An 18,743-nucleotide genomic window follows, 5' to 3' on the forward strand; every position below is an offset into this window, starting at 1 on the left:
AATTCAGGCCGCCAAACAGAACGAAAGTACAATCTTGGAGAATTTTGGAAAATCAGCTTTCCGCCGACGGCTTCCGGTGCAAGAGAGGCGCGCTGAGATATTGCAAAAGGCCGCCGAATACTTTGCCAAACACGGCTTCTCGGGCTCAACGCGCGAACTGGCGTCGACTCTGGGTATCACCCAGGCGCTTCTCTACAAGCACTTCGAGTCCAAGAATGATCTGATCGAGAAAACGCTCGAAATGGCCTTCGGTGAGTCCGACGGCAACGCACCTCGATTTGACGCGGCTGTGTCGCTCGAGCAGTCGCTCAGCGAATTTTATATGCAGTTTGTCGCCCGGTCGACCGAAACACGGATGCGTCTGTTCATTCGAGCGGGACTCGATGGACGCTCATGGCCGACGCGACGCGGAAACGCCCTCACACGCACCCTGTTTCTCCCGGTCATTGCAGCCTTGCGAGAGCGTGCATCGCTGGCCGATCTCAGCGAGCAGCCCGCCATGCGCGGTGAACGCGAATTGGTCATGATGCTTCATGCATCAATGGTCTTCCTCGGCATCCGCCGCCATGTCTATGGAATGCCGATGCCGGATAACCTTGACGACGTTGTCGATCTCTATGTGAGGACTTTTATTCAAGGTGCCCTCCCCGCAATCCGCGGCTTGCATGAAGCCGGCGAGGCGAGCCTCAAAGTCAACCTCCTCGCGCCGGGACCAGACAAACCCTCGGAAGCTATTTCTTCTGGTCGGAAACGAACTTCCAAAATGTGAAGGTGAAATCGCGCTCCGCACGACTCGTGTGACAGGAAAAACAACCTTCAAATTTGGCATCCGGCTTTGGGATGCCATTCGGCAGGTACCAGGCATAATCCCAGTGACCGTTGTCTGTCGTCCATGCCGCGTTCTTTTCCATCACGAAGATGTTTGAGACAGGCTCAAGGGCAATCAGGCGACCATCGGCATCACGAACCAGATTCCCGCCCGCATCCGTTTTTGCGTCGTGATCTTCCATGATCAGGACCGTGCCGTCGGGAAGTTCCTGGTCAGCTTGCGCTGCCGCATGCGCTTCCGGATTTACATACATCTTGCGCACGCGTTTTCGGTCGAGATGGTCAACGTCCAGATAGTTGACGAAGCGCTCCTGGTACTTTTCCGGCAATGCAACCTCGTCTGGTCCGGCAAGGCCGCTTCCGGCGGGCAAGATTGCCAGTGAAATGGCAACAAGCCTATAGGAAAACCTGCACATCACTCTACCTCGACAACTGTCAGCATGTGTGGGTGGATGACGCATTCTACTTCGAACCGACCTACCTTGTGAACGCTCAGGACCTTTTCCTGTCCGGGCTCTTGAGCGCCCAGATCGAGCGCATATCCGGCAGTTGGGACGAAGACATTATGCTTGGCGGCATCATCGTTGACGAAACGGATGGTGTCACCGACAGCCGCTTTTATGCTGGCCGGCCGATAGGATGCACCCGCCATCTTGATTGTAAATTCTGTAGCCGCTGCGTGGTTCGTAACGAGGAATGCACACGCAAAAATACCAAAGAGGTGTCTGCGCATCCGATCACTCCGGAGGGGTTAGTTTCCAGATCATTCCCAATTACGAAACGTTGCCCGACATGGCGTAAGTTGTCAATCGACAACTTACGCTTCCGCAGTCGGCGCGGGCTTTGGCAGGTGATCCTCAGTGATGGTGTCGATGTCGGGTATTGCCTCCGCATCCGGATGGAGTTCGATCGAGGTGGCGTTGATCACGGTGTCCGTGCATTCGGGATGCGGAAAATTCCATCCCAAAGGGCGATATTCCGCCTCGGCCGGGTACGATCGAATTGTTTTGCCGAAGGATCAGCGCAAGATGGATCGCTTCATTCTTTTCGGTCTAGCGGCGGCAGCGGGACTGACCCATGGATGGTTCATCGAGCTGTGGTCGCCATTTGTCATGGCCACATAGCTGGGATTGTGATTTCATTGACGACAGATGCCATCTGACGTGTCCCAAAAAAGGAGCTTTCGGTGACTGAACCTCTCGTGGTCCGGCGCGAGATCCAAATCGCGGCGCCGCAATCAACTGTCTTTGCCTTCCTCACAGATGCGGAGAAGATGTTGCGCTGGATAGGCACCGAGGCGACAGTGGAACCACGTTCCGGCGGGCTCTATCTTGTCAACGTCGGTGGCAAAAACGTCGCCCGCGGCCAATTCACGGAGGTCGTTCCGGTCCATCGCCTCGCATATAGTTTTGGCTGGGAGGGTAACGAAGAGACACCGCCGGGATCGGGCCTGATCGAGATCGACCTGATCGAGCAGGAGGGCGGGACACTCATGAGATTGACCCATAGCGGCCTTCCCAATGCTGCGGCCTGCGCCACTCATGAGAAAGGCTGGGCCCATTACCTCGGACGGCTGGCTGAAGTCGCTGCCGGTCGCGATCCGGGGCCAGATTCGTGATGTAGACAGCCTGACCGGCGGTAAGACTCAGAATCTGTTCAGAAGCAAATCTGACAACAGCCCGGCTGATCGCTTGATCGGTCGAGCCGCCGGCTTCGCCGCCGCAGCCGAGGTGCGCAACCAGCCGCCTTCCTAAACAAATCGCCCCCTCGGTCCAGAATGGGGCGGTTCAATCATAGCCAGCGACGACATGACTGTGATGGCATTGCAAGTGGCGTGTCGCCGCTGTACCGTGCAAGCTGACAAGTGCGCAAAGTACTCAGTGTTTAGCCGGCACCAAAGTCCGGTTGCGCGTTTCAACCCGGTGCATAAGTAGCCGCGGATCATGGAACTTATCGTCGCCCTTGGCTTGATCGTCTTTAAGGTCGCGTTGCTGATTGCGATCCTGCTGCTGCTGCCCTTGCCGCTGACCTGGCTGGAACGCAAGATCGCCGGGCACATGCAGCAGCGGATGGGGCCGATGCGCGTGGGATGGCACGGGCTGCTGCAGCCGGTGGCGGACGGAATCAAGCTCTTAACCAAAGAGGACCACATTCCGGCCGAGGCCGACCGCTTCCTGTTCAAACTGGCCCCAATCCTGGCCCTCGCCCCGCCCTTTGTGGTGTTCGTCGCGATCCCCTTCGGCGAAACCGTCTCGGTCCTGGGCGCCGAGATCACGCTCTACGTCTCCAACATGAATGTGGCGCTCCTTTTCGTCTTCGCGGTGATCGGCATCGAGGTCTATGGCGTCATCTTCGGCGGCTGGGCCGCTAACAGCAAATACGCTGTCCTGGGCAGCCTCAGGACCTGTGCGCAGATGATCAGCTACGAGATCCCGATGGGGTTCGCGGTCATCGGCGTGGTAATATTGGCGCAATCCATGAGCCTGCTCGAGATCGTGCGGGCGCAAGCCGATGTCTGGAACATCGTCTATCAACCGGTCGGCTTTTTCGTGTTCTTCGTCGCCGGACTGGCCGAAGCGCAGCGCATTCCCTTCGACCTGGCGGAAGCGGAAGGCGATCTGGGGGCCGGGTTCCATACCGAATACAGCGGTATCCGCTTTGCGTTCTTCATGGTCAGCGAATATGCCATCATGTTGCTGGTGTCGGTTCTGGTGGTGATCCTGTTCTTCGGCGGCTGGAACGGCGTACTGATCCCCTTGCCACCGCTCCTCTGGTTTGTGCTCAAGGTCGCCTTCTTCATCTATTTGTTTATGTGGTTCCGCTTCACTTTCCCCCGCTACCGCTACGACCAACTGATGGCGATCGGATGGAAAGTCTTGCTTCCTCTGTCGCTGGCGAACATAATTATAACCGGTGTTGTTTTCTCCTAGGGGCCACAGCGGCTCCACTGCATGTTTCCTTAAATCGGAACCGGTTTAAGGGTAGAAACATGCAGCAACTCAAAGTGCTACAGCGACCTTAGTGCGTCTGAAACGACGCACAAAGCTGTAGAGCGGGGCGGCGATGTCGCGCGCACGGGACATAGTTGGAACATGGATCGGCTGGGCGTTCTTCGCCGATCTGGCGAGCGCCTTGGCTTTGACCTTCGGCTACATGTTCTCCAGACCCGTGACCATGCAGTATCCGGACAAGGAAAAATGGTTGCCCTACTCGCGTTACCGCGGGCATCACTTCCTGAAGCGCGACGAAGAGGGCGAGATCAAATGCGTGGCCTGCGAACTCTGCGCGCGGATCTGTCCCTGCGACTGCATCGAAGTCATCCCCTACGAGGACGAGAAGGGCAACCGTCGCCCGGCAAAATTCGAGATCGATACAGCCCGCTGCCTATTCTGCGGGCTCTGCGAGGACGCCTGCCCGGCAGACGCGATCGCGCTTGGCCAGCAGTACGAATTCTCGAGTTTTTCGTCGCGTGACCTGGTGATCGAGCGCGACGATCTGCTCGCCAAGCCGGGCAAGGCGATGACTGGCGGCGGCGTGGTCGCTGCGCGCCTAAACACGAAGAAGGACGTGCTGGTTGAGACGAACGAGCCGCAGGGTTACAACTGGTGGCGGAATATCCGGCGAACGTGAACGTGCGCCAGCTGTGAACCCGGAGCGCTCGGACAGGAGGCTCAGATGTTTGTCGGCGAAATCGTGAAGAACAAGGGTGTCGGAGTCATCGCGGTCACCCCCGATCAGACGATGGTAGAAGTCCTGCGGCTGTTTCGCGAAAACAATATCGGCTTCGTGGTCGTCAGCCACTTGCCCGGGCAATATCTGGGCACGTTGTCGGAACGGGACTGCTGCAATGCGGTCGCTGAGTACGGGGCCAAGGCGGCGATGATGCGGGTCGCCGATATTATGAATCGCGGTGTAGCGACCTGTTCGACTCAGGATATGCTTCCCTTTGTGATGGCGATCATGACCGAGCGGCGCACGCGCCACGTGCTGGTCACGGACGGTGATGATGTTGTCGGCGTGGTCAGCATCGGCGACGTGGTCAAGCACAGGCTCGACGAAGCGCTGCGCACGGAGCAGGACCTGCACGATTACATTTGTGGGACCAATTATCGCTGACGAGACTGCATATCCTTAAATCGGAGCCGATTTAAGGATAAAAACATGCAGCAATTCAAAGTGCTACGGCGACCTTTGCGCGTCTAATTAGACGCGCGGCGCCGTAGGGCTCGCAGAGGAGCCGGTGAGAGGAGCGATCTCGAAGGCCGTCCTGGCTGCGTGAACCTCCACCGGGCATGGATATTCACCCCGCCGCATCAGGCTATTGAGGCGCAGGGCTCTGTAGTTTTCGGGAACGAACACAAGGCCACTCGGAAAACGCTTGTTGACCTTGAGCGTCGCCGTCAGTTCGCCCTGCGCGGAGCGCACGACCACCTGATCGCGATCCGAAAGGCCAAGCTGCGCGGCATCCTGCGTGCTCATTTCGACATAGGGGTCATCCGCGACCGTATTCAGGATCTCCGAGTGCTCGGAAAGATATCCATTGTGGAACAGGCAGTTGCCGGTAACCAGCTTGAGCCGGCCGGTTGCAATGGGGGCAGGCGGGGGGGCGAAGAACTCGGCAACCGGCAACGCAGGGGCCGCCTTGGTGAATGCTCCGTCGACGCCAAGCCCGTCCTGCGTGAGCCCCTCATAGGCCGGAACAAGCCGGGCAATCTCGTCGAAAATCTCGCGTTCAATCGATGGCTGCAGCGTCTGATTGCAGAGCGCCGCGACGAAGTTGAAGATCTCCAGATTGGCCCCCGCCTCGAAGGCGGGTTCACGGAACTTCGAGACTTTCTGGGTCCGGCCCTCGTTGTTGGTAAAAGTGCCGGATTCCTCGCCATAACTCGCTGCGGGCAGCACCACATCGGCCAGGCCCGACGTATCCGTGAGGAACGCGTCCTGCACGATCAGGAGATCGGCGGCACCAAGCGCCCGTTGCACGAACCCCCGATCGGGATAAGACATCAGGGGGTCGCTTCCGGCGATATAGAGCGCGCCCATTTGTCCCCTGTGACAGAGCTCCAGCATCGCGTCGAAATCCGCGCCCGGTCCAGACGGAATCTCGGCGCCCCATGCCCGTTCGAGAGTTGCGCGCGCCGCATCATCGGCGACTGGGCGCAGCCCCGGCAGCGCCACCGGCAGAGCCCCCATATCCCAGGCGCCCAGTTGGTTGGCACGGTCGAAGAGGAACTGCACCGCCAGTCCCTTTCCGAGTAGGCGGAGAACCTGCAAAAGGTTGTAGAGCTGCTGCAACGTCGCGCGCGCTAGCGGCGATCTCAGGAGGTCGGCGCTGACAAGCACGGTGACGCTCCGGCCTTCCAGCAGCGCTGCGGCCAGACGGTCCGATTCATCACTGTCGACGGCCCCTGCTGCTGCACCGGCGGTTGTCGCGCCTATCTCCGCAAGAACGTCGGCCGGAAAGGCTTGACCAGCCGCCGCCACGAGACCGGCCACCACGGCGGCAAGGCTCGCAGCCTCCCCGCCCGGGGGCACGCGAACAACCGCCCGGGCATCGGCGTCCAGACGGGATGGCCGCGCCGAGAGCATGAGCAATTGCGTCTGCCGCCGCCGCGCGGCATCACGCAGGAGGTACTCGGTGACCGGGTTCTCCTCGGTTACGTTGCCCCCAATGACCAGCGCGCAGTCGTTGCCGATCACCTCTTCGAGGGGCGCGCGGGTGTAGAAGCCCGCCACCAGCGAGCCCAACGTGTCGACAGGCGTGGACCAGCGCGACGAGCAGTCAATGTTGTTGGTGCGGAACACCGTCCGCATCAGCTTCTGAAACTGATAAAGCACCTCGTTAGGCAGACGCGGCGAGATGAGCCCGCCCGGGGCCTTGCCCTTTACCGCCGACAGGCGCCGGCGCAAATAGTCGCCCGCTTCCTCCCAAGAAACCGGAATCAGCGCGCCATCACGGCGGACCATCGGCCGCTTGATGCGGTCCGGGCTCTCGATGAAGTCGAGGCCAAAGCGGCCCCGCACACAGAGTGTTTCGCGGTTGACGCCATGCTCCCATTTCGAGCGGACCCGCATGAACTCGCCCTTGCGTGCTCCCACGGTGAGTTGGCAGCCGGTGCCGCAATGCGGGCAAACCGTGTCGGTCTCGGCCAGATCCCAGGGCCGCGCCTTGTAACGATAGGGGAAGCTCATCAGCGCGCCGACCGGGCAAACCTCGACGCAGTTACCGCACTGGTCGCAGCTTGCAAGACTACCCTCGAAGCCGGTGACGGCGGTATCCATGCCCTTTTCGACCGTGCCCAAAGCGACCGCGCCGACGACCTCCTCGCACATCCGCACACAGCGTTGGCATTGGATGCACCGGTTGACATTCATGATGATCACTGGGCTGAGACGGATGTCCCTCGAGTGGAATACACGTTTGGCGTCGCGGAACCCGCTTTCGCGCGGCCCGTATGCCATCACCATATCCTGAAGCTCGCACTCGCCGCCTTTGTCACAGATCGGGCAGTCGAGCGGGTGGTTAGCGAGCAGCATGTCGAGCATGGACGAGCGCGTTTCCTCGATCAGAGGCGTATTTGTCCGCACCACCATGCCGTCCGCGACGACCGTGGCGCAGGACGGCTGCAACCGCCGCTGCCCCTCGATCTCCACCAGGCACATGCGGCACGAGGCCAGCGCCGGAAGCCGCTTTAGGTAACAGAACGTCGGGATTTCGATGCCCAAACGCTCGGCGGCCTGCAGCACCGTGGAGCCAGCCTCAACTTCCAGCATTTCTCCGTCGATCGTAATGCTAACCATACTTCCTCGCAGCCCTATCCCAGCGCACTCCTTTAGAGCGGGATGAGGAAAAGTGCGTGCGGTTTTCCGCCCGCATTCCGCTCTACGCGATTAGAGTCGATCACGTTTATGATCTTGGGTCGATTCGACCCGAAATCATCGTGATCTAGTGAAACGGACATCTCCGCTCCTCGATATGGGTGACGAACTCATCGCGGAAATGCGCGAGTGCCGCCCGCAATCCCATCGCCGCGCCGTCACCCAAGGCACAAAATGTATTGCCGAAAATGCCTTTGCAGAGCATCTCCAGCTGCTCCAGATCGCCGGTTGCGCCCTCCCCGGCCTCAATGCGGCGCAGTACCTTCACGACCCAGTTCAATCCTTCCCGGCATGGCGTGCACTTGCCGCAGGACTCATGGTGGAAGAACTCGATGATCCGGGTCGAGACCTTGACCATGCAGGTCGAGTCGTCGATCACGATAACGCCAGCCGAACCGAGCATCGAGCCGGCGGCGGCCAGCGAGTCGAAATCCATCCCCACCTCCAGCCCGTGCTCCGGGATCATCGGCGCCGAGACCCCGCCCGGAATCACCGCCTTGATCCTGCGTCCCGGCAGCGGGCCGCCGGCGTGGTTCTCGACCAGTTCACGCAGCGGTATGCCCATCGGCAACTCGTAGAGGCCGGGTTTGCGCACCTGCCCGCTGAGGCAGTAGAGCTTCGGGCCGGGGCTCTTATCCGGGCCGATGCCCCGAAACCAGTGCGGCCCCCGCATGACGATATGCGGTACGCAAGCGAGGGTCTCGACATTGTTGATTACTGTGGGGCTGGCGTAGAGCCCGGCCACGGCCGGAAACGGCGGTTTCAATCGCGGCTGCGCCCGCTTACCCTCGAGCGACTCGAGCATCGCGGTCTCCTCGCCGCAGATATACGCGCCGGCGCCGCAGTGAATGTGCACGGCGAAATTGAAATCCGAGCCCAGAACGCTCGTTCCCAGATAACCCTTTTCGTGAGCCTCGGCGATCGCCTGCTCCAGGCGACGAATCGCGGTCACATATTCTCCGCGGATGTAGACATAGGCAGTTTCGGCCCCAATCGCGTAGGCGCTTACCGCCAGCCCCTCGATCAGCTGGTGCGGGTCGCGTTCCATGATGATCCGGTCCTTGAAGGTGCCCGGCTCGCCCTCATCGGCGTTACAGCACAGATATTTCGGCTTGTCGGGTCGCTTCGGCACGAAACTCCATTTCATGCCCGTGGGGAATCCGGCACCGCCGCGACCGCGCAGGTTGGACTGTTTGACGAGCTCGACGACCTCGTCAGGCGTGTACTCGCGCAGCACCTTCGCCAGCGCCTGGTAGCCGCCGCCGGCCTCATAGGTCGACAGCAAATGACCGTCCGGCACGTCGACATTTTTGAGAAGAACCGGCTCGAACATGGCGCTACTCTCCCGGCGGTCGCGTAGAGGCGTGCTCAACGTTCGCTACCCGCGCCGCCGCAGCCCGGAGGCTGTCCAGGAGTGCGTCTATCCGCGCGACATCGAGGTCGCCGTGGTAATCGTCGCCGACTTGCATCACCGGAGCCATCTCGCAGGCACCGAGGCACTCGACGGTCGAAAGCGTGAACAGCCCGTCCGGGGTGGTGCCGCCCTTCTTGATCCCCAGCGCCGTTTCCAGATGCTTCAGCAGGTCCTCGGATCCGCACAGCATGCAGGAAACATTGTCACAGAGCTGCAGGTGGAACATGCCCACAGGCTCGGTATGGAAGAGTGTGTAAAAGGTGGCCAGCTCGTAGACCCAGATCCGCTCGACCCCGAGAATGTCGGCGACCTCTTCCAGCACCGGACCGGGCAGATGGCCATGCTTCTTCTGTGCGATCAGCAGCGCGGGCATGATCGCCGAGCGCCGGTCGGGATACCGCGCCGCCGCCGACTTGATCTCTTCGCGCATATTCATCGCGTCTGAACCTCCCTGCTACTTGTCCACCTCGGCCATCACGGGGTCGAGGCTGCCGAGCACTGCGATCATGTCGGCCAGGTAGCGTGCATTCGTCACACCGAACAGAGCCTGAAGGTTGACGAAGGACGGTGCTCGCACCTTCATCCGGAACGGCTTCGGCGATCCGTCGCTGATGATGTAGAACCCCAGCTCACCCTTTGGCGCCTCGATCGCCGAATAGACCTCGCCCTTGGGTACATTGAAGCCATAGGCCGACAGGTCGAAATGCTGGATCAAAGCCTCCATCGAGCAATGCACCTTGTCCTTGTCCACCGGGAAAGCGACTGTCGGCATGTCGATCTGGAACGGCCCTTCGGGCATCTGGTCGATGCATTGTTCGATGATCCGCATGCTTTCGCGCATCTCGTCGACCCGGCACTGCCAGCGCGCATAGCAATCGCCCTCTTTGCGGACGATGACGTTAAAATCGAGCCGGTCGTAAATTTCGTAAGGTTCGTCGCGCCGCATGTCCCAGTCGACACCGGAAGCGCGCAGGTTCGGGCCGCTCAGGCCGAGATCGACAGCGTCCTCGGCGGAGATCACGCCGACCCCTTTCGTGCGCTTGAGGAACACCCGGTTATTCTCCATCAATCGCTCATAATCACGGATCCGGTTCGGGAAGATGTCGCAGAACTCCCTGATCTTGGGAAAGAAACCGTCAGGCAGGTCCTCGCGGACCCCGCCAACCCTGCAGAAGGAAGTGTGCATGCGCGCACCGCTAATCATTTCCAACAGGTCCATGATCATTTCGCGCTCGCGCATGACGTAAAGCAGCGCGGTCATGGCACCGAGATCCATTGGCAGCGCGCCGGTGATCAGGAGATGACCGGAGATCCGTGCCAGCTCGGCCATCATCACGCGGATATACTGCGCTCGGATCGGTGCTTCTATGCCGAGGAGTTTCTCCACCGCGAGCGCGAAGGCGAGGTTGTTGGAAGGCGGGCAGAGATAGTCGAGCCGGTCCGTCAGCGGGAAAATCTGGGTATAGGTGAAGCTTTCCGCCAGTTTTTCGGTGCCGCGGTGCAGGTAGCCGATATGCGGGTCCACGCGCTCGACGTACTCGCCGTCCAGTTCGAGGACGAGCCGAAGAACCCCATGGGTGCTGGGGTGCTGCGGGCCGAGGTTGAGAAGCACTTCCTTGGTATTGAGCGCTTCGCCTTCCGGCCTGCTGAGCTCGGTGACTTCGGTCATCTCAACTCTCCGGCGTCACGGCCTCCCTTACGGAATTTCCCTGGTGGCGAGGTCGGGCTGCGTTGGCGGCGGACCTTCGGCACCGAACGGGTTCAACTTGTCTTTGTAGCCCCGCAGGGGGAAGTCCTTGCGCTGGGGAAAGCCCTCGAAGCCTTCCCACATGTAGATCCGGCGCAGATCGGGGTGCCCCTCGAACCTGATGCCATACATGTCCCAGGCCTCGCGCTCATGCCAGTTGGCGGTGCGCCAAACTCCCGTGACCGAGGGAACCTGCGGGGGATCGCCAAGCCGGCACTTGATGCGAACCCGCCACCTGTTAGGCAGCGAATAGAGGTGGTACACCGCCTCGAACCGCGGCGTTTCGGGATAATAATCAACCCCGCAGATATCCGAGAGGAAATTGAATTGCAGCGCCGGATGTTCTTTCAGAAACCGGCAGAACTCGACGATCTTCTCAGGCGGAACAGCAAAGACGTGAATGCCATGCGCGGCGCCGAGGTCCTCGATTGCTCCCTCGAAGCGCTCCAGGATCAGAGCGCGATTGAGAGGCGGCCCCACGCTCATGAGGCTGTAACCCGATCCAGAGGCGTCCCGGTCAGCGCGCGGGACCTCTTGATCTTCTCTTGAAGCAGGAGGAAGCCGTGCATCAACGCCTCTGGCCGCGGTGGACAGCCCGGCACATGCACGTCGACGGGCACGAAGGTTTCCGACCCCTGCACCACGGCGTAGGTGTTGTAGACCCCGCCCGAAATAGCGCAGGTGCCCATTGCGATCACCCAACGCGGTTCCGGCATCTGGTCATAAAGCCGCCGCACGACGGGTGCGAATTTCCGGGTGACGGTGCCTGCGATGATCATCACATCGGACTGTCGCGGCGAGGGGCGGAACACCACGCCGAACCGGTCGAGGTCATAGCGCGCGCAACCGGCCGAGATCATCTCGATGGCGCAGCAGGCAATGCCGAAGGTCTCAGGCCACAACGCCGATCTTCGGCCCCAACTGATGACGCTGTCGGCCGTGGTGAACAGTACGCTGTCGCGGATGGCGTTGTTTACTCCTCCCATTCCAGCGCTCCCTTCAGCCAAGCGTAGGCGAAGCCCACAATAAGCAGCAACATGAAGACGAACATCTCGACATAACCGACCAGCCCGATGTCTTTCAGGACGACGGCCCAGGGAAAGAGGAACATCGTCTCGACGTCGAAGACCACCAACAGGATCGCGAGGATAAAGAACTGCACCCTGAAGCGGCCCCCGGCAGCCTCGCCCGCCGGATCCATGCCGCATTCATAGGGCATGTTCTTCGCGGCATAGGGATTGGACGGGCGCAGTAGCGAGGAGACGAAAAGCGTCGCCCCCGCCACCAGAACAATTCCGGCGACCATGAAAAGAACGGGCAGGAATTCCATTGCAGTCATATCGTATCGCCCCGGCCACGCAACGAGGGCTTTGCTCAGGCCGCGATTAACCCAATTCGGGACCAATGCCGTCGCCCCGAGAAGCGACTTGGGCAATCCTTTCGTGACTGTGAGTCTATTCCGTCGGGCGGATCATTGCAAATCCAATCGATTAGCCGCCAAACACCGAATGTTGGGCAAGCCTCAGAAACCACGCTGGAAATAGGCCGATGCCGATGGTGCCGGCGGCGGTGACGGCGAGCGTGGCGCGGACCAGGGGCGTCAGGGCCGGGTCGAACGCTCTCTGCGGCTCGCGCATGTAGATCACCATGACGATTCGGATGTAAAAGTAGGCGGCGACGACGCTCAGCAGCACTGCGATCACCGCCAGCATGACGAAACCTCGCTCGACGAGCGCGACCAGCACGTAGAACTTGGCGAAGAACCCGGCCGTCGGCGGAATGCCGGCCAGCGAGAACAGATAGAGCAGCATCAGAAGCGCCAGCCCCGGATGCGACTTGGCGAAACCTGCATAGTCTTCGATAACCTCGCCCGAGAAATCGCCGTTCCGCATCATGATGACGGCGCCGAAAATGCCGAGATTCATGAAAGAGTAGATCAGCAGGTAGAGCATCACGCTGGCGATCCCGTCCGCCCCGCCGGCCACCACGCCGAAAATGGCGAACCCGGCATGGGCGATGCTGGAATAGGCCAAGAGGCGCTTGAAATTATCCTGTACCAGCGCCACGAAACTGCCGAGCGCCATCGTCACCACCGCAATGACAGCGACGATGATCCACGCGTCCGAGGCTGCGACCAGCGGATTGAGGAACACCCGCAGGATCACCGCGAACCCCGCCGCCTTGGGCGCCACCGACATGAAGGCGGTGATCGTCGTCGGCGCGCCTTCATAGACATCCGGTACCCACATATGGAACGGCACCGCGCCGACCTTGAAGACCAGCCCCGCGACAATGAAGACCACCGCCAGCAGCAATCCGGGATCGAGCGGATCGCCGGTCACCGCCGCAGCCATCCCGTCCAGCTGCGTCGTGCCGGTGAGCCCGTAGACCAGCGAAACGCCGTAAAGGAAAATCCCGCTCGATACCGCGCCAAGGATCACGTATTTCAGCGCCGCTTCGTTCGACCGCCGCTCTCGCCGCAGGAAGCCGGTCAGCACACAGGTGCAGAGCACCATCAGTTCGAGGCCCACATAGATCGACAGGAGATCGGTCGCGGAGGCCATGATCATCATTCCCGAAAGCGCGAAGAGCAGCAGGACATAGTATTCGCTGTTCCCGATCCCTTCGATATCGGCATATTTTCGCGAAAGGAGGAATGTCAGAACGGTGGCTAAGTAAAACACGAACTTGAAGAAGACCGCGAAGCGGTCGGCGATGAACATGCCCGTGTAGGCCGGCCGCACCTCGCCCGCCAGCATGAGTGTCCCCAAGGCGGCAATCAGTACGATCGCAACGGAAGCCCAGACAAGGAAATGTCCCTTTCGCACAAATTGTCCGAGGATCAGCAGGATGCAGGCCCCAGTGACCACCACGATCTCGGGCAGGCTCGCTAGAATCGACTGGAAGAGCGCGGCGGCGGTCATTGGCCGCTCTCCTTACCGTGCACCTGCACCAGCAGATGCTTCACCGAGGCGTCGATGATGTCGAGAAAGGGTTTCGGATAGAGCCCGACCCAAAGCACGAAGACAGCCAGCGGCAGGATCGCAGCCATCTCGCGGGCGTTCACGTCGCGTATCTTAAACCGGGCGTTGACGCTGGCCGGACCAAGCGCGACTTTCCGATACATGCCAAGCAGATAGGCCGCGCCCAGCAATGCGCCCAAAACGGCGGCGGCGCCGACGGCCAGATTGGCCGCGAACCCACCCGACAGCACTAGCAACTCGCCCACGAACGAATTCGTTCCCGGCAGCGCCATCGATGACAAGATGAACAGCGCTAGAAACGCGGTATAGACCGGCGCCGCCTTCATCAACCCGCCATAATCCGCCATGCTGCGCGTATGTGTCCGCTCGTAGATCAGGCCGACGAACAGGAACAACGCGCCCGTCGTTACGCCATGATTGAACATTTGCAGGATGCCGCCCTCGATCCCGCGGAGGTTCAGTGCAAAAATCCCTAGCGTCACGAAACCCATGTGGCTGATGCTGGAATAGGCCACCAGCTTCTTCAGGTCGTCCTGCGCCAGCGCCAGCAACCCGCCATAGATGATCGCAAGCGCCGAAAGCGCCAGCATCAACGTCGAATAATGCACCGACGCCTCCGGCAGTATCGGCAGCGAGAACCGCAAGAATCCGTAGGCGCCCATCTTCAGGAGCACTCCGGCGAGGATGATGCTGCCCGCCGTCGGCGCCTGCACATGGGCGTCCGGCAGCCAGGTGTGGACCGGGACCATCGGCACCTTGACGGCGAAGGCGATCAGGAAGGCGAAGAACAGCCAGGACTGGACCTGGAACGGCAAATCCTGCGCTGTCAGGGCGAGAATGTCGAAGGTCTCGCCGCCGTGGAAATAGAGCACGATGACACCGATTAGGAACAGGAGGCTGCCCGCCAGCGTGTAGAGGAAGAACTTGAAGGCCGCATAGACCCGGCCGTCGCCGCCCCAGACGCCGATGATCAGGTACATCGGGATCAGCATCGCCTCCCAGAAGACGTAGAACAAGAACAGGTCGAGCGCGCAGAACACCCCCAGCATCAGCGCCTGCATGACCAGCAGACTGACCATGAACTCCTTCACCTTGCGGTCGATCGCGACCCATGAGGCGAGCACGCAGATCGAGCCCAACAACGCGGTCAGGAACACAAAGAGAGCGCTGATCCCGTCGATGCCCAGCGCATAAGTGATCCCGAGCGCGGGCACCCACGGGCGCGTCTCGGTGAACTGCATCTCGTGGGTAGTGGTGTTGAAGTTGGCCAGCATGGCGACGCAGAGAGCGAGATCGAGGACGGTGACACCCAGCGCTGTCCACCGCACCGCATCGTCACTGCGGAGAAACATCAGAACCGCGGCCCCGGCGGCCGGCGTGAGTACGATGAGACTAAGTAGCGGGAATCCCATCGCACCCCCTACCGCCACGCTACGGCGAAGACCACGACGGCTGCTATCACACCGACGATCATCGCCAGCGCGTAATGGGTCACGACGCCGGTCTGGAGCCGCCGCAGCGCCCCGCCGCCGCGCAGGATTGAGCGGGCGACGCCGTTCACGACGGCATCCACGCCGGTGAGATCGATCCGCAGGCCTGCCCGTGCCGCCCCATGCAGGAAGGGCAGCGCCGCTGTCTCGGACACGTTGCTCACCGCCTTCTCATAGCGCGCCAGCGGTTTTTCGGCGAGCCACATGAAGTACCGTGCGCCCTTGCGATAGAACCAATCTGTGTCGAGGCTGATCGTGTTCTCCGGGTCGAGCGCCCTGAGGAACAGCACGAAACCCAAGGCGGTGAACATCAGCACGCCGAGGCTTTCCGTGACATGGAGGCCCGTGTAGGGTTCAAAGTCGACCGGATAGGGCAGAAGCGCATAAAGCGGCTGGGGGAACATCCCGATCGCAACGCAGAGCACCGCCGCCATGCCCATCGCAACCAGCATGTTTCGCGGCGGCTCCCGCGCCTCCAGTTTTCGGTCCGTGCCGAAAAACATGTAATACGGGAGCTTGAGCCCGGTATGCAGGAACGTCCCCGACGACGCCATCGTCAGCGCCAGCACCACCAGCGCCCGATGATCCTGTCCGGCAGCGGCCACCACCATCGATTTGGTGACAAAGCCCGAGAAGAATGGAAATGCCGAGATCGCGAAGGCGCCGATCATATAGAGGGCCACTGTCAGCGGCATGGTCTTGTAGAGCCCACCAAGCTCGGTGAGCTTGCGACGGCCGGTGACGGAGATCACCGCCCCGGCACCCATGAACAGGAGCGCCTTGTAGAGGATATGCGCGAAAGCATGGCCGGTGGCGCCGTTCACCGCCATCTCGGTCCCGATGCCGACGCCCGCGACCATGTAGCCCACTTGGCTGACGATATGATAGGCGAGGAGCCGCCGGCAGTCGTTTTCCAACACCGCGTAGATGACGCCGTAGAGCGCCATCACGGTGCCGAGCCAGACCAGAAGCTCGGTGCCCGGAAACGCCCGGGCCAGCACGTAGACCGCGGCCTTGGTGGTGAAGGCGCTCATGAACACCGCCCCGGTGACGGTCGCCTCCGGATAGGCGTCGGTCAGCCAGGCATTGAGCGGCGGCACCGCCGCGTTGAGCAGGAACCCGGCAAGGATCAGGTAGGCGCCCACGCCCATCACCCCCTCGATCGGGCCGAAGAGCAGCGAGCCGGTGGCGAGTCCATGGAGAATGACGCCGCCGAGCAGCGCGACGCCGCCGGCGATATGGACCATGAGATAGCGGAACCCGGCCCGGATCGCCGGCCCGCCGCGCTGCGCGAAGACCAGATAGGCAGAGGCGAATGCCATGCCTTCCCAGAACAGGTAGAGGGTCAGGTAGTCGCCGGCGAACACCACACCGAGCGCGCTGCCGACATAGACGAACGCCGCCACGTGCTGGCCGGCGCGTGTCAGGTGCAGCGCATAGACCATGCCGATCAGCGCCATGATGGTGAAGACCGTGGCGAAGACGATGCTCAGCTTGTCGACCTTCGCAATCAGAATTTCCTGTCCGATGAACCGCGCCGCGCCATAGCTGCCCGGCTGCATCGTGAGCACGACGAGGACCGCCAGCGCCGGGATCAGCAGCAGATAGGTCTTGCGGATCGACCCTCTGAGGAACGGGATCGGCAGAGCGCCGAGAATGAAGAGCAGGGCCGGATGGATGAAGTCAGTCATAATAATCCTCGCGCCGCATCAGCCCGCCCCGATGGCCGAGAAACTTGGAAACGAAGATAAGCAGCACGCAGGAGCCGAAGCCGTAGACCGCCGACCAGCCCGGCAGGCGGTCCCACAGGTATTCGGCGTGTTGGCGGGAGACCACGAAGTCGGCGACGACAATCAGAATGAGCACCAGATAGAACAGCCGGCGCCGCTGCCTCGCATACTCTTCGTCGCCAAAGAAGTCGACGACACGCTTGATCATCGGACCACTCCGTCTGCCAGGGTGAGAAAATAATCGGGGAAGATGCCCATCAGCACCGACAGGATGGCGGTCGCGACCAGCGGGATCGTGACCATCGGAATTTCACGGATCGTCGCCCGGCTCTCCTGCGTCTCCGCCTCGAAAAAGGCGACATAGCTGACCGGCAGGAAATAGGCGGCGTTGAGCACCGAACTCATCAGGAGCACGGCCAGGAACGCGATCTGCCCCGCCTCCACCGACCCCTGCGCCAGATACCACTTGCTGACGAAGCCCGCGGTCGGCGGGATCCCGATCATGCTTAGCGAGGCGACGAAAAATGCCCCCATCGTCCAAGGCAGCCTGCGGCCGATGCCGGCCATGTCGCTGATGTTCCGCTTTCCCGACGCGCAATAGATCGATCCGGCGCAGAAAAAGAGCGTGATCTTCGAGAATGCGTGCGCCGCGATGTGAATGATCCCGCCAACCATCGCGACCGGCGACAACAGAACCGCGCCCAGCACGATGTAGGAGAGCTGGCTGACCGTCGAATAGGCGAGCCTGGCCTTCAGGTCGTCCCTCGTCAGGGCATAGACCGACGCCATCAGGATCGTGAACGAAACCAGATAGGCCGTCGCGACGCCGAGGCCGAGATCCCCGACCAGCTCGATGCCGAAGACATGGAACACCACCCGCAGCACGCAAAATACGCCCATCTTGACCACGGCCACCGCATGCAAGAGCGCGCTGACCGGCGTCGGCGCCACCATGGCGGCAGGCAGCCAGGCGTGCATCGGCATGATCGCAGCCTTGGCGAAGCCGAAAAGATAACAGAAATAGACGGCCGTCAGCAGCGCCGCCGAGGCATTGACGCCCGCCAACAGCCCCCCGGCAACAAAGTCCAGCGACCCCGCGATGTGGTAGGTCAGTGCCAGCGCGGCGAGAAGCGCGCTTTTCGAGGCGCCCATCAAATAGACGAGATACTTGCGGCCGCCCGTCCATCCCTCTTCGTCCTCATGGTGGTAGACGAGCGGGTAGGTAACGAGGCTGAGCACCTCGTAGAATATTACCAGCGTGAACAGATTGGCGGCGAAGGCGCCACCGACTGCCGCCGCGAGGCTGGTGGCGAAGCAGGCAAAGAACCGGGTCTGCGCATGCTCTTTCAAGTGCCGCATGTAACCGATGGAATAGATCGCAGCCACGATCCATAGAAGCGACGAGACGGTGGCGAACACCATGCCGAGCGCATCGGCCCGGAACGCGAAGTCGACGCCCGGCAGGATCTCGAACAGGCGCAAATCGACGGTCCCGCCCGCCAGCACCGTGGGCGCCATCGAGGCGACAATCGCGAACATGGCGATCGCGGCCAACGGCGAGACGACATCGCGGAGTTTCTCGCGGTTGTTCAGAAGGAGAACCGCCAGGGCCGCCAGAACTGCGACGGCGACGGCAAGCAGCGGCCGGATCGATGTCACCGGGTCCAAGCC

20 protein-coding genes are annotated in these 18,743 nt (G+C 61.3%); 6 read left to right on the forward strand and 14 right to left on the reverse strand.

The window, feature by feature from the left end:
- Positions 1-34: 34 nt before the first annotated feature.
- Positions 35-769 (forward strand): TetR/AcrR family transcriptional regulator, encoded by a 735-nt coding sequence (locus PYH37_RS06950; RefSeq protein WP_280730704.1) that lies wholly within the window; start codon positions 35-37, stop codon positions 767-769.
- Here the strand turns inward: PYH37_RS06950 and PYH37_RS06955 are convergent.
- Positions 732-1,157 carry a cytochrome P460 family protein gene (locus PYH37_RS06955; protein WP_280730705.1) on the reverse strand — a complete coding sequence of 142 codons (426 nt, stop codon included), beginning with the start codon at positions 1,155-1,157 and terminating at the stop codon, positions 732-734. The two genes, PYH37_RS06950 and PYH37_RS06955, sit on opposite strands and share 38 nt — an antisense overlap.
- An 86-nt stretch (positions 1,158-1,243) precedes the next feature.
- Entirely contained in the window at positions 1,244-1,561 is a 318-nt protein-coding gene (locus PYH37_RS06960; RefSeq protein WP_280730706.1) for a cupredoxin domain-containing protein, read from the reverse strand.
- Between the two features lie 127 nt (positions 1,562-1,688).
- Here PYH37_RS06960 and PYH37_RS06965 point away from each other — a divergent pair, with 127 nt between their 5' ends.
- The 5 genes from PYH37_RS06965 (at position 1,689) to PYH37_RS06985 (ending at position 4,944) form a co-directional block, all read left to right on the forward strand.
- Entirely contained in the window at positions 1,689-1,952 is a 264-nt protein-coding gene (locus PYH37_RS06965) for a hypothetical protein (RefSeq protein WP_280730707.1), read from the forward strand.
- A 62-nt stretch (positions 1,953-2,014) separates the two neighbouring features.
- On the forward strand, positions 2,015-2,446 hold the full coding sequence (locus PYH37_RS06970) for an SRPBCC family protein (RefSeq protein WP_280730708.1): 432 nt from the start codon (positions 2,015-2,017) through the stop codon (positions 2,444-2,446).
- 325 nt (positions 2,447-2,771) lie between these two features.
- Positions 2,772-3,758, forward strand: coding sequence for an NADH-quinone oxidoreductase subunit NuoH (nuoH, locus tag PYH37_RS06975; protein WP_280730709.1), 987 nt, complete (start codon positions 2,772-2,774; stop codon positions 3,756-3,758).
- A gap of 133 nt (positions 3,759-3,891) precedes the next feature.
- Entirely contained in the window at positions 3,892-4,458 is a 567-nt protein-coding gene (locus tag PYH37_RS06980; RefSeq protein WP_280730710.1) for an NADH-quinone oxidoreductase subunit I, read from the forward strand.
- Between the two features lie 45 nt (positions 4,459-4,503).
- Positions 4,504-4,944 carry a CBS domain-containing protein gene (locus PYH37_RS06985; RefSeq protein WP_280730711.1) on the forward strand — a complete coding sequence of 147 codons (441 nt, stop codon included), beginning with the start codon at positions 4,504-4,506 and terminating at the stop codon, positions 4,942-4,944.
- An 87-nt stretch (positions 4,945-5,031) separates the two neighbouring features.
- Here the strand turns inward: PYH37_RS06985 and nuoG are convergent, their stop codons facing one another.
- The 12 genes from nuoG to PYH37_RS07045 form a co-directional block, all read right to left on the reverse strand.
- Entirely contained in the window at positions 5,032-7,629 is a 2,598-nt protein-coding gene (nuoG, locus tag PYH37_RS06990) for an NADH-quinone oxidoreductase subunit NuoG (RefSeq protein WP_280730712.1), read from the reverse strand.
- 145 nt (positions 7,630-7,774) lie between these two features.
- On the reverse strand, positions 7,775-9,040 hold the full coding sequence (nuoF, locus tag PYH37_RS06995; protein ID WP_280730713.1) for an NADH-quinone oxidoreductase subunit NuoF: 1,266 nt from the start codon (positions 9,038-9,040) through the stop codon (positions 7,775-7,777).
- 4 nt (positions 9,041-9,044) lie between these two features.
- Complete coding sequence (nuoE, locus tag PYH37_RS07000) at positions 9,045-9,557, reverse strand: NADH-quinone oxidoreductase subunit NuoE (protein ID WP_280730714.1); 513 nt, start codon at positions 9,555-9,557, stop codon at positions 9,045-9,047.
- Positions 9,558-9,575: 18 nt separating this feature from the next.
- Entirely contained in the window at positions 9,576-10,790 is a 1,215-nt protein-coding gene (gene nuoD / locus PYH37_RS07005) for an NADH dehydrogenase (quinone) subunit D (protein ID WP_280730715.1), read from the reverse strand.
- A 27-nt stretch (positions 10,791-10,817) separates the two neighbouring features.
- The gene (locus tag PYH37_RS07010) at positions 10,818-11,354 is read right to left on the reverse strand and encodes an NADH-quinone oxidoreductase subunit C (RefSeq protein WP_280730716.1); all 537 of its coding nucleotides are present in this window, start codon (positions 11,352-11,354) and stop codon (positions 10,818-10,820) included.
- A complete protein-coding gene (gene nuoB / locus PYH37_RS07015) occupies positions 11,351-11,854 on the reverse strand; it encodes an NADH-quinone oxidoreductase subunit NuoB (RefSeq protein WP_280730717.1) in 504 nt (167 codons plus the stop codon). Before nuoB ends, PYH37_RS07010 begins: the two co-directional genes overlap by 4 nt.
- Positions 11,842-12,207, reverse strand: a complete 366-nt coding sequence (locus PYH37_RS07020) for an NADH-quinone oxidoreductase subunit A (RefSeq protein ID WP_280730718.1) — start codon at positions 12,205-12,207, stop codon at positions 11,842-11,844. Before PYH37_RS07020 ends, nuoB begins: the two co-directional genes overlap by 13 nt.
- Positions 12,208-12,358: 151 nt before the next feature.
- Positions 12,359-13,792 carry an NADH-quinone oxidoreductase subunit N gene (locus PYH37_RS07025; protein WP_280730719.1) on the reverse strand — a complete coding sequence of 478 codons (1,434 nt, stop codon included), beginning with the start codon at positions 13,790-13,792 and terminating at the stop codon, positions 12,359-12,361.
- Entirely contained in the window at positions 13,789-15,264 is a 1,476-nt protein-coding gene (locus PYH37_RS07030) for an NADH-quinone oxidoreductase subunit M (protein ID WP_280730720.1), read from the reverse strand. Before PYH37_RS07030 ends, PYH37_RS07025 begins: the two co-directional genes overlap by 4 nt.
- Positions 15,265-15,272: 8 nt before the next feature.
- Positions 15,273-17,033 carry a Na(+)/H(+) antiporter subunit D gene (locus PYH37_RS07035; protein WP_280730721.1) on the reverse strand — a complete coding sequence of 587 codons (1,761 nt, stop codon included), beginning with the start codon at positions 17,031-17,033 and terminating at the stop codon, positions 15,273-15,275.
- Positions 17,026-17,280: a hypothetical protein gene (locus PYH37_RS07040; RefSeq protein WP_280730722.1), complete on the reverse strand. Its 255-nt coding sequence runs from the start codon at positions 17,278-17,280 to the stop codon at positions 17,026-17,028. Before PYH37_RS07040 ends, PYH37_RS07035 begins: the two co-directional genes overlap by 8 nt.
- On the reverse strand, positions 17,277-18,740 hold the full coding sequence (locus PYH37_RS07045) for a monovalent cation/H+ antiporter subunit D family protein (RefSeq protein ID WP_280730723.1): 1,464 nt from the start codon (positions 18,738-18,740) through the stop codon (positions 17,277-17,279). Before PYH37_RS07045 ends, PYH37_RS07040 begins: the two co-directional genes overlap by 4 nt.
- Positions 18,741-18,743 lie beyond the last annotated feature (3 nt).

The sequence above is a fragment of the Sinorhizobium numidicum genome (assembly GCF_029892045.1).
Taxonomy (GTDB): domain Bacteria; phylum Pseudomonadota; class Alphaproteobacteria; order Rhizobiales; family Rhizobiaceae; genus Sinorhizobium; species Sinorhizobium numidicum.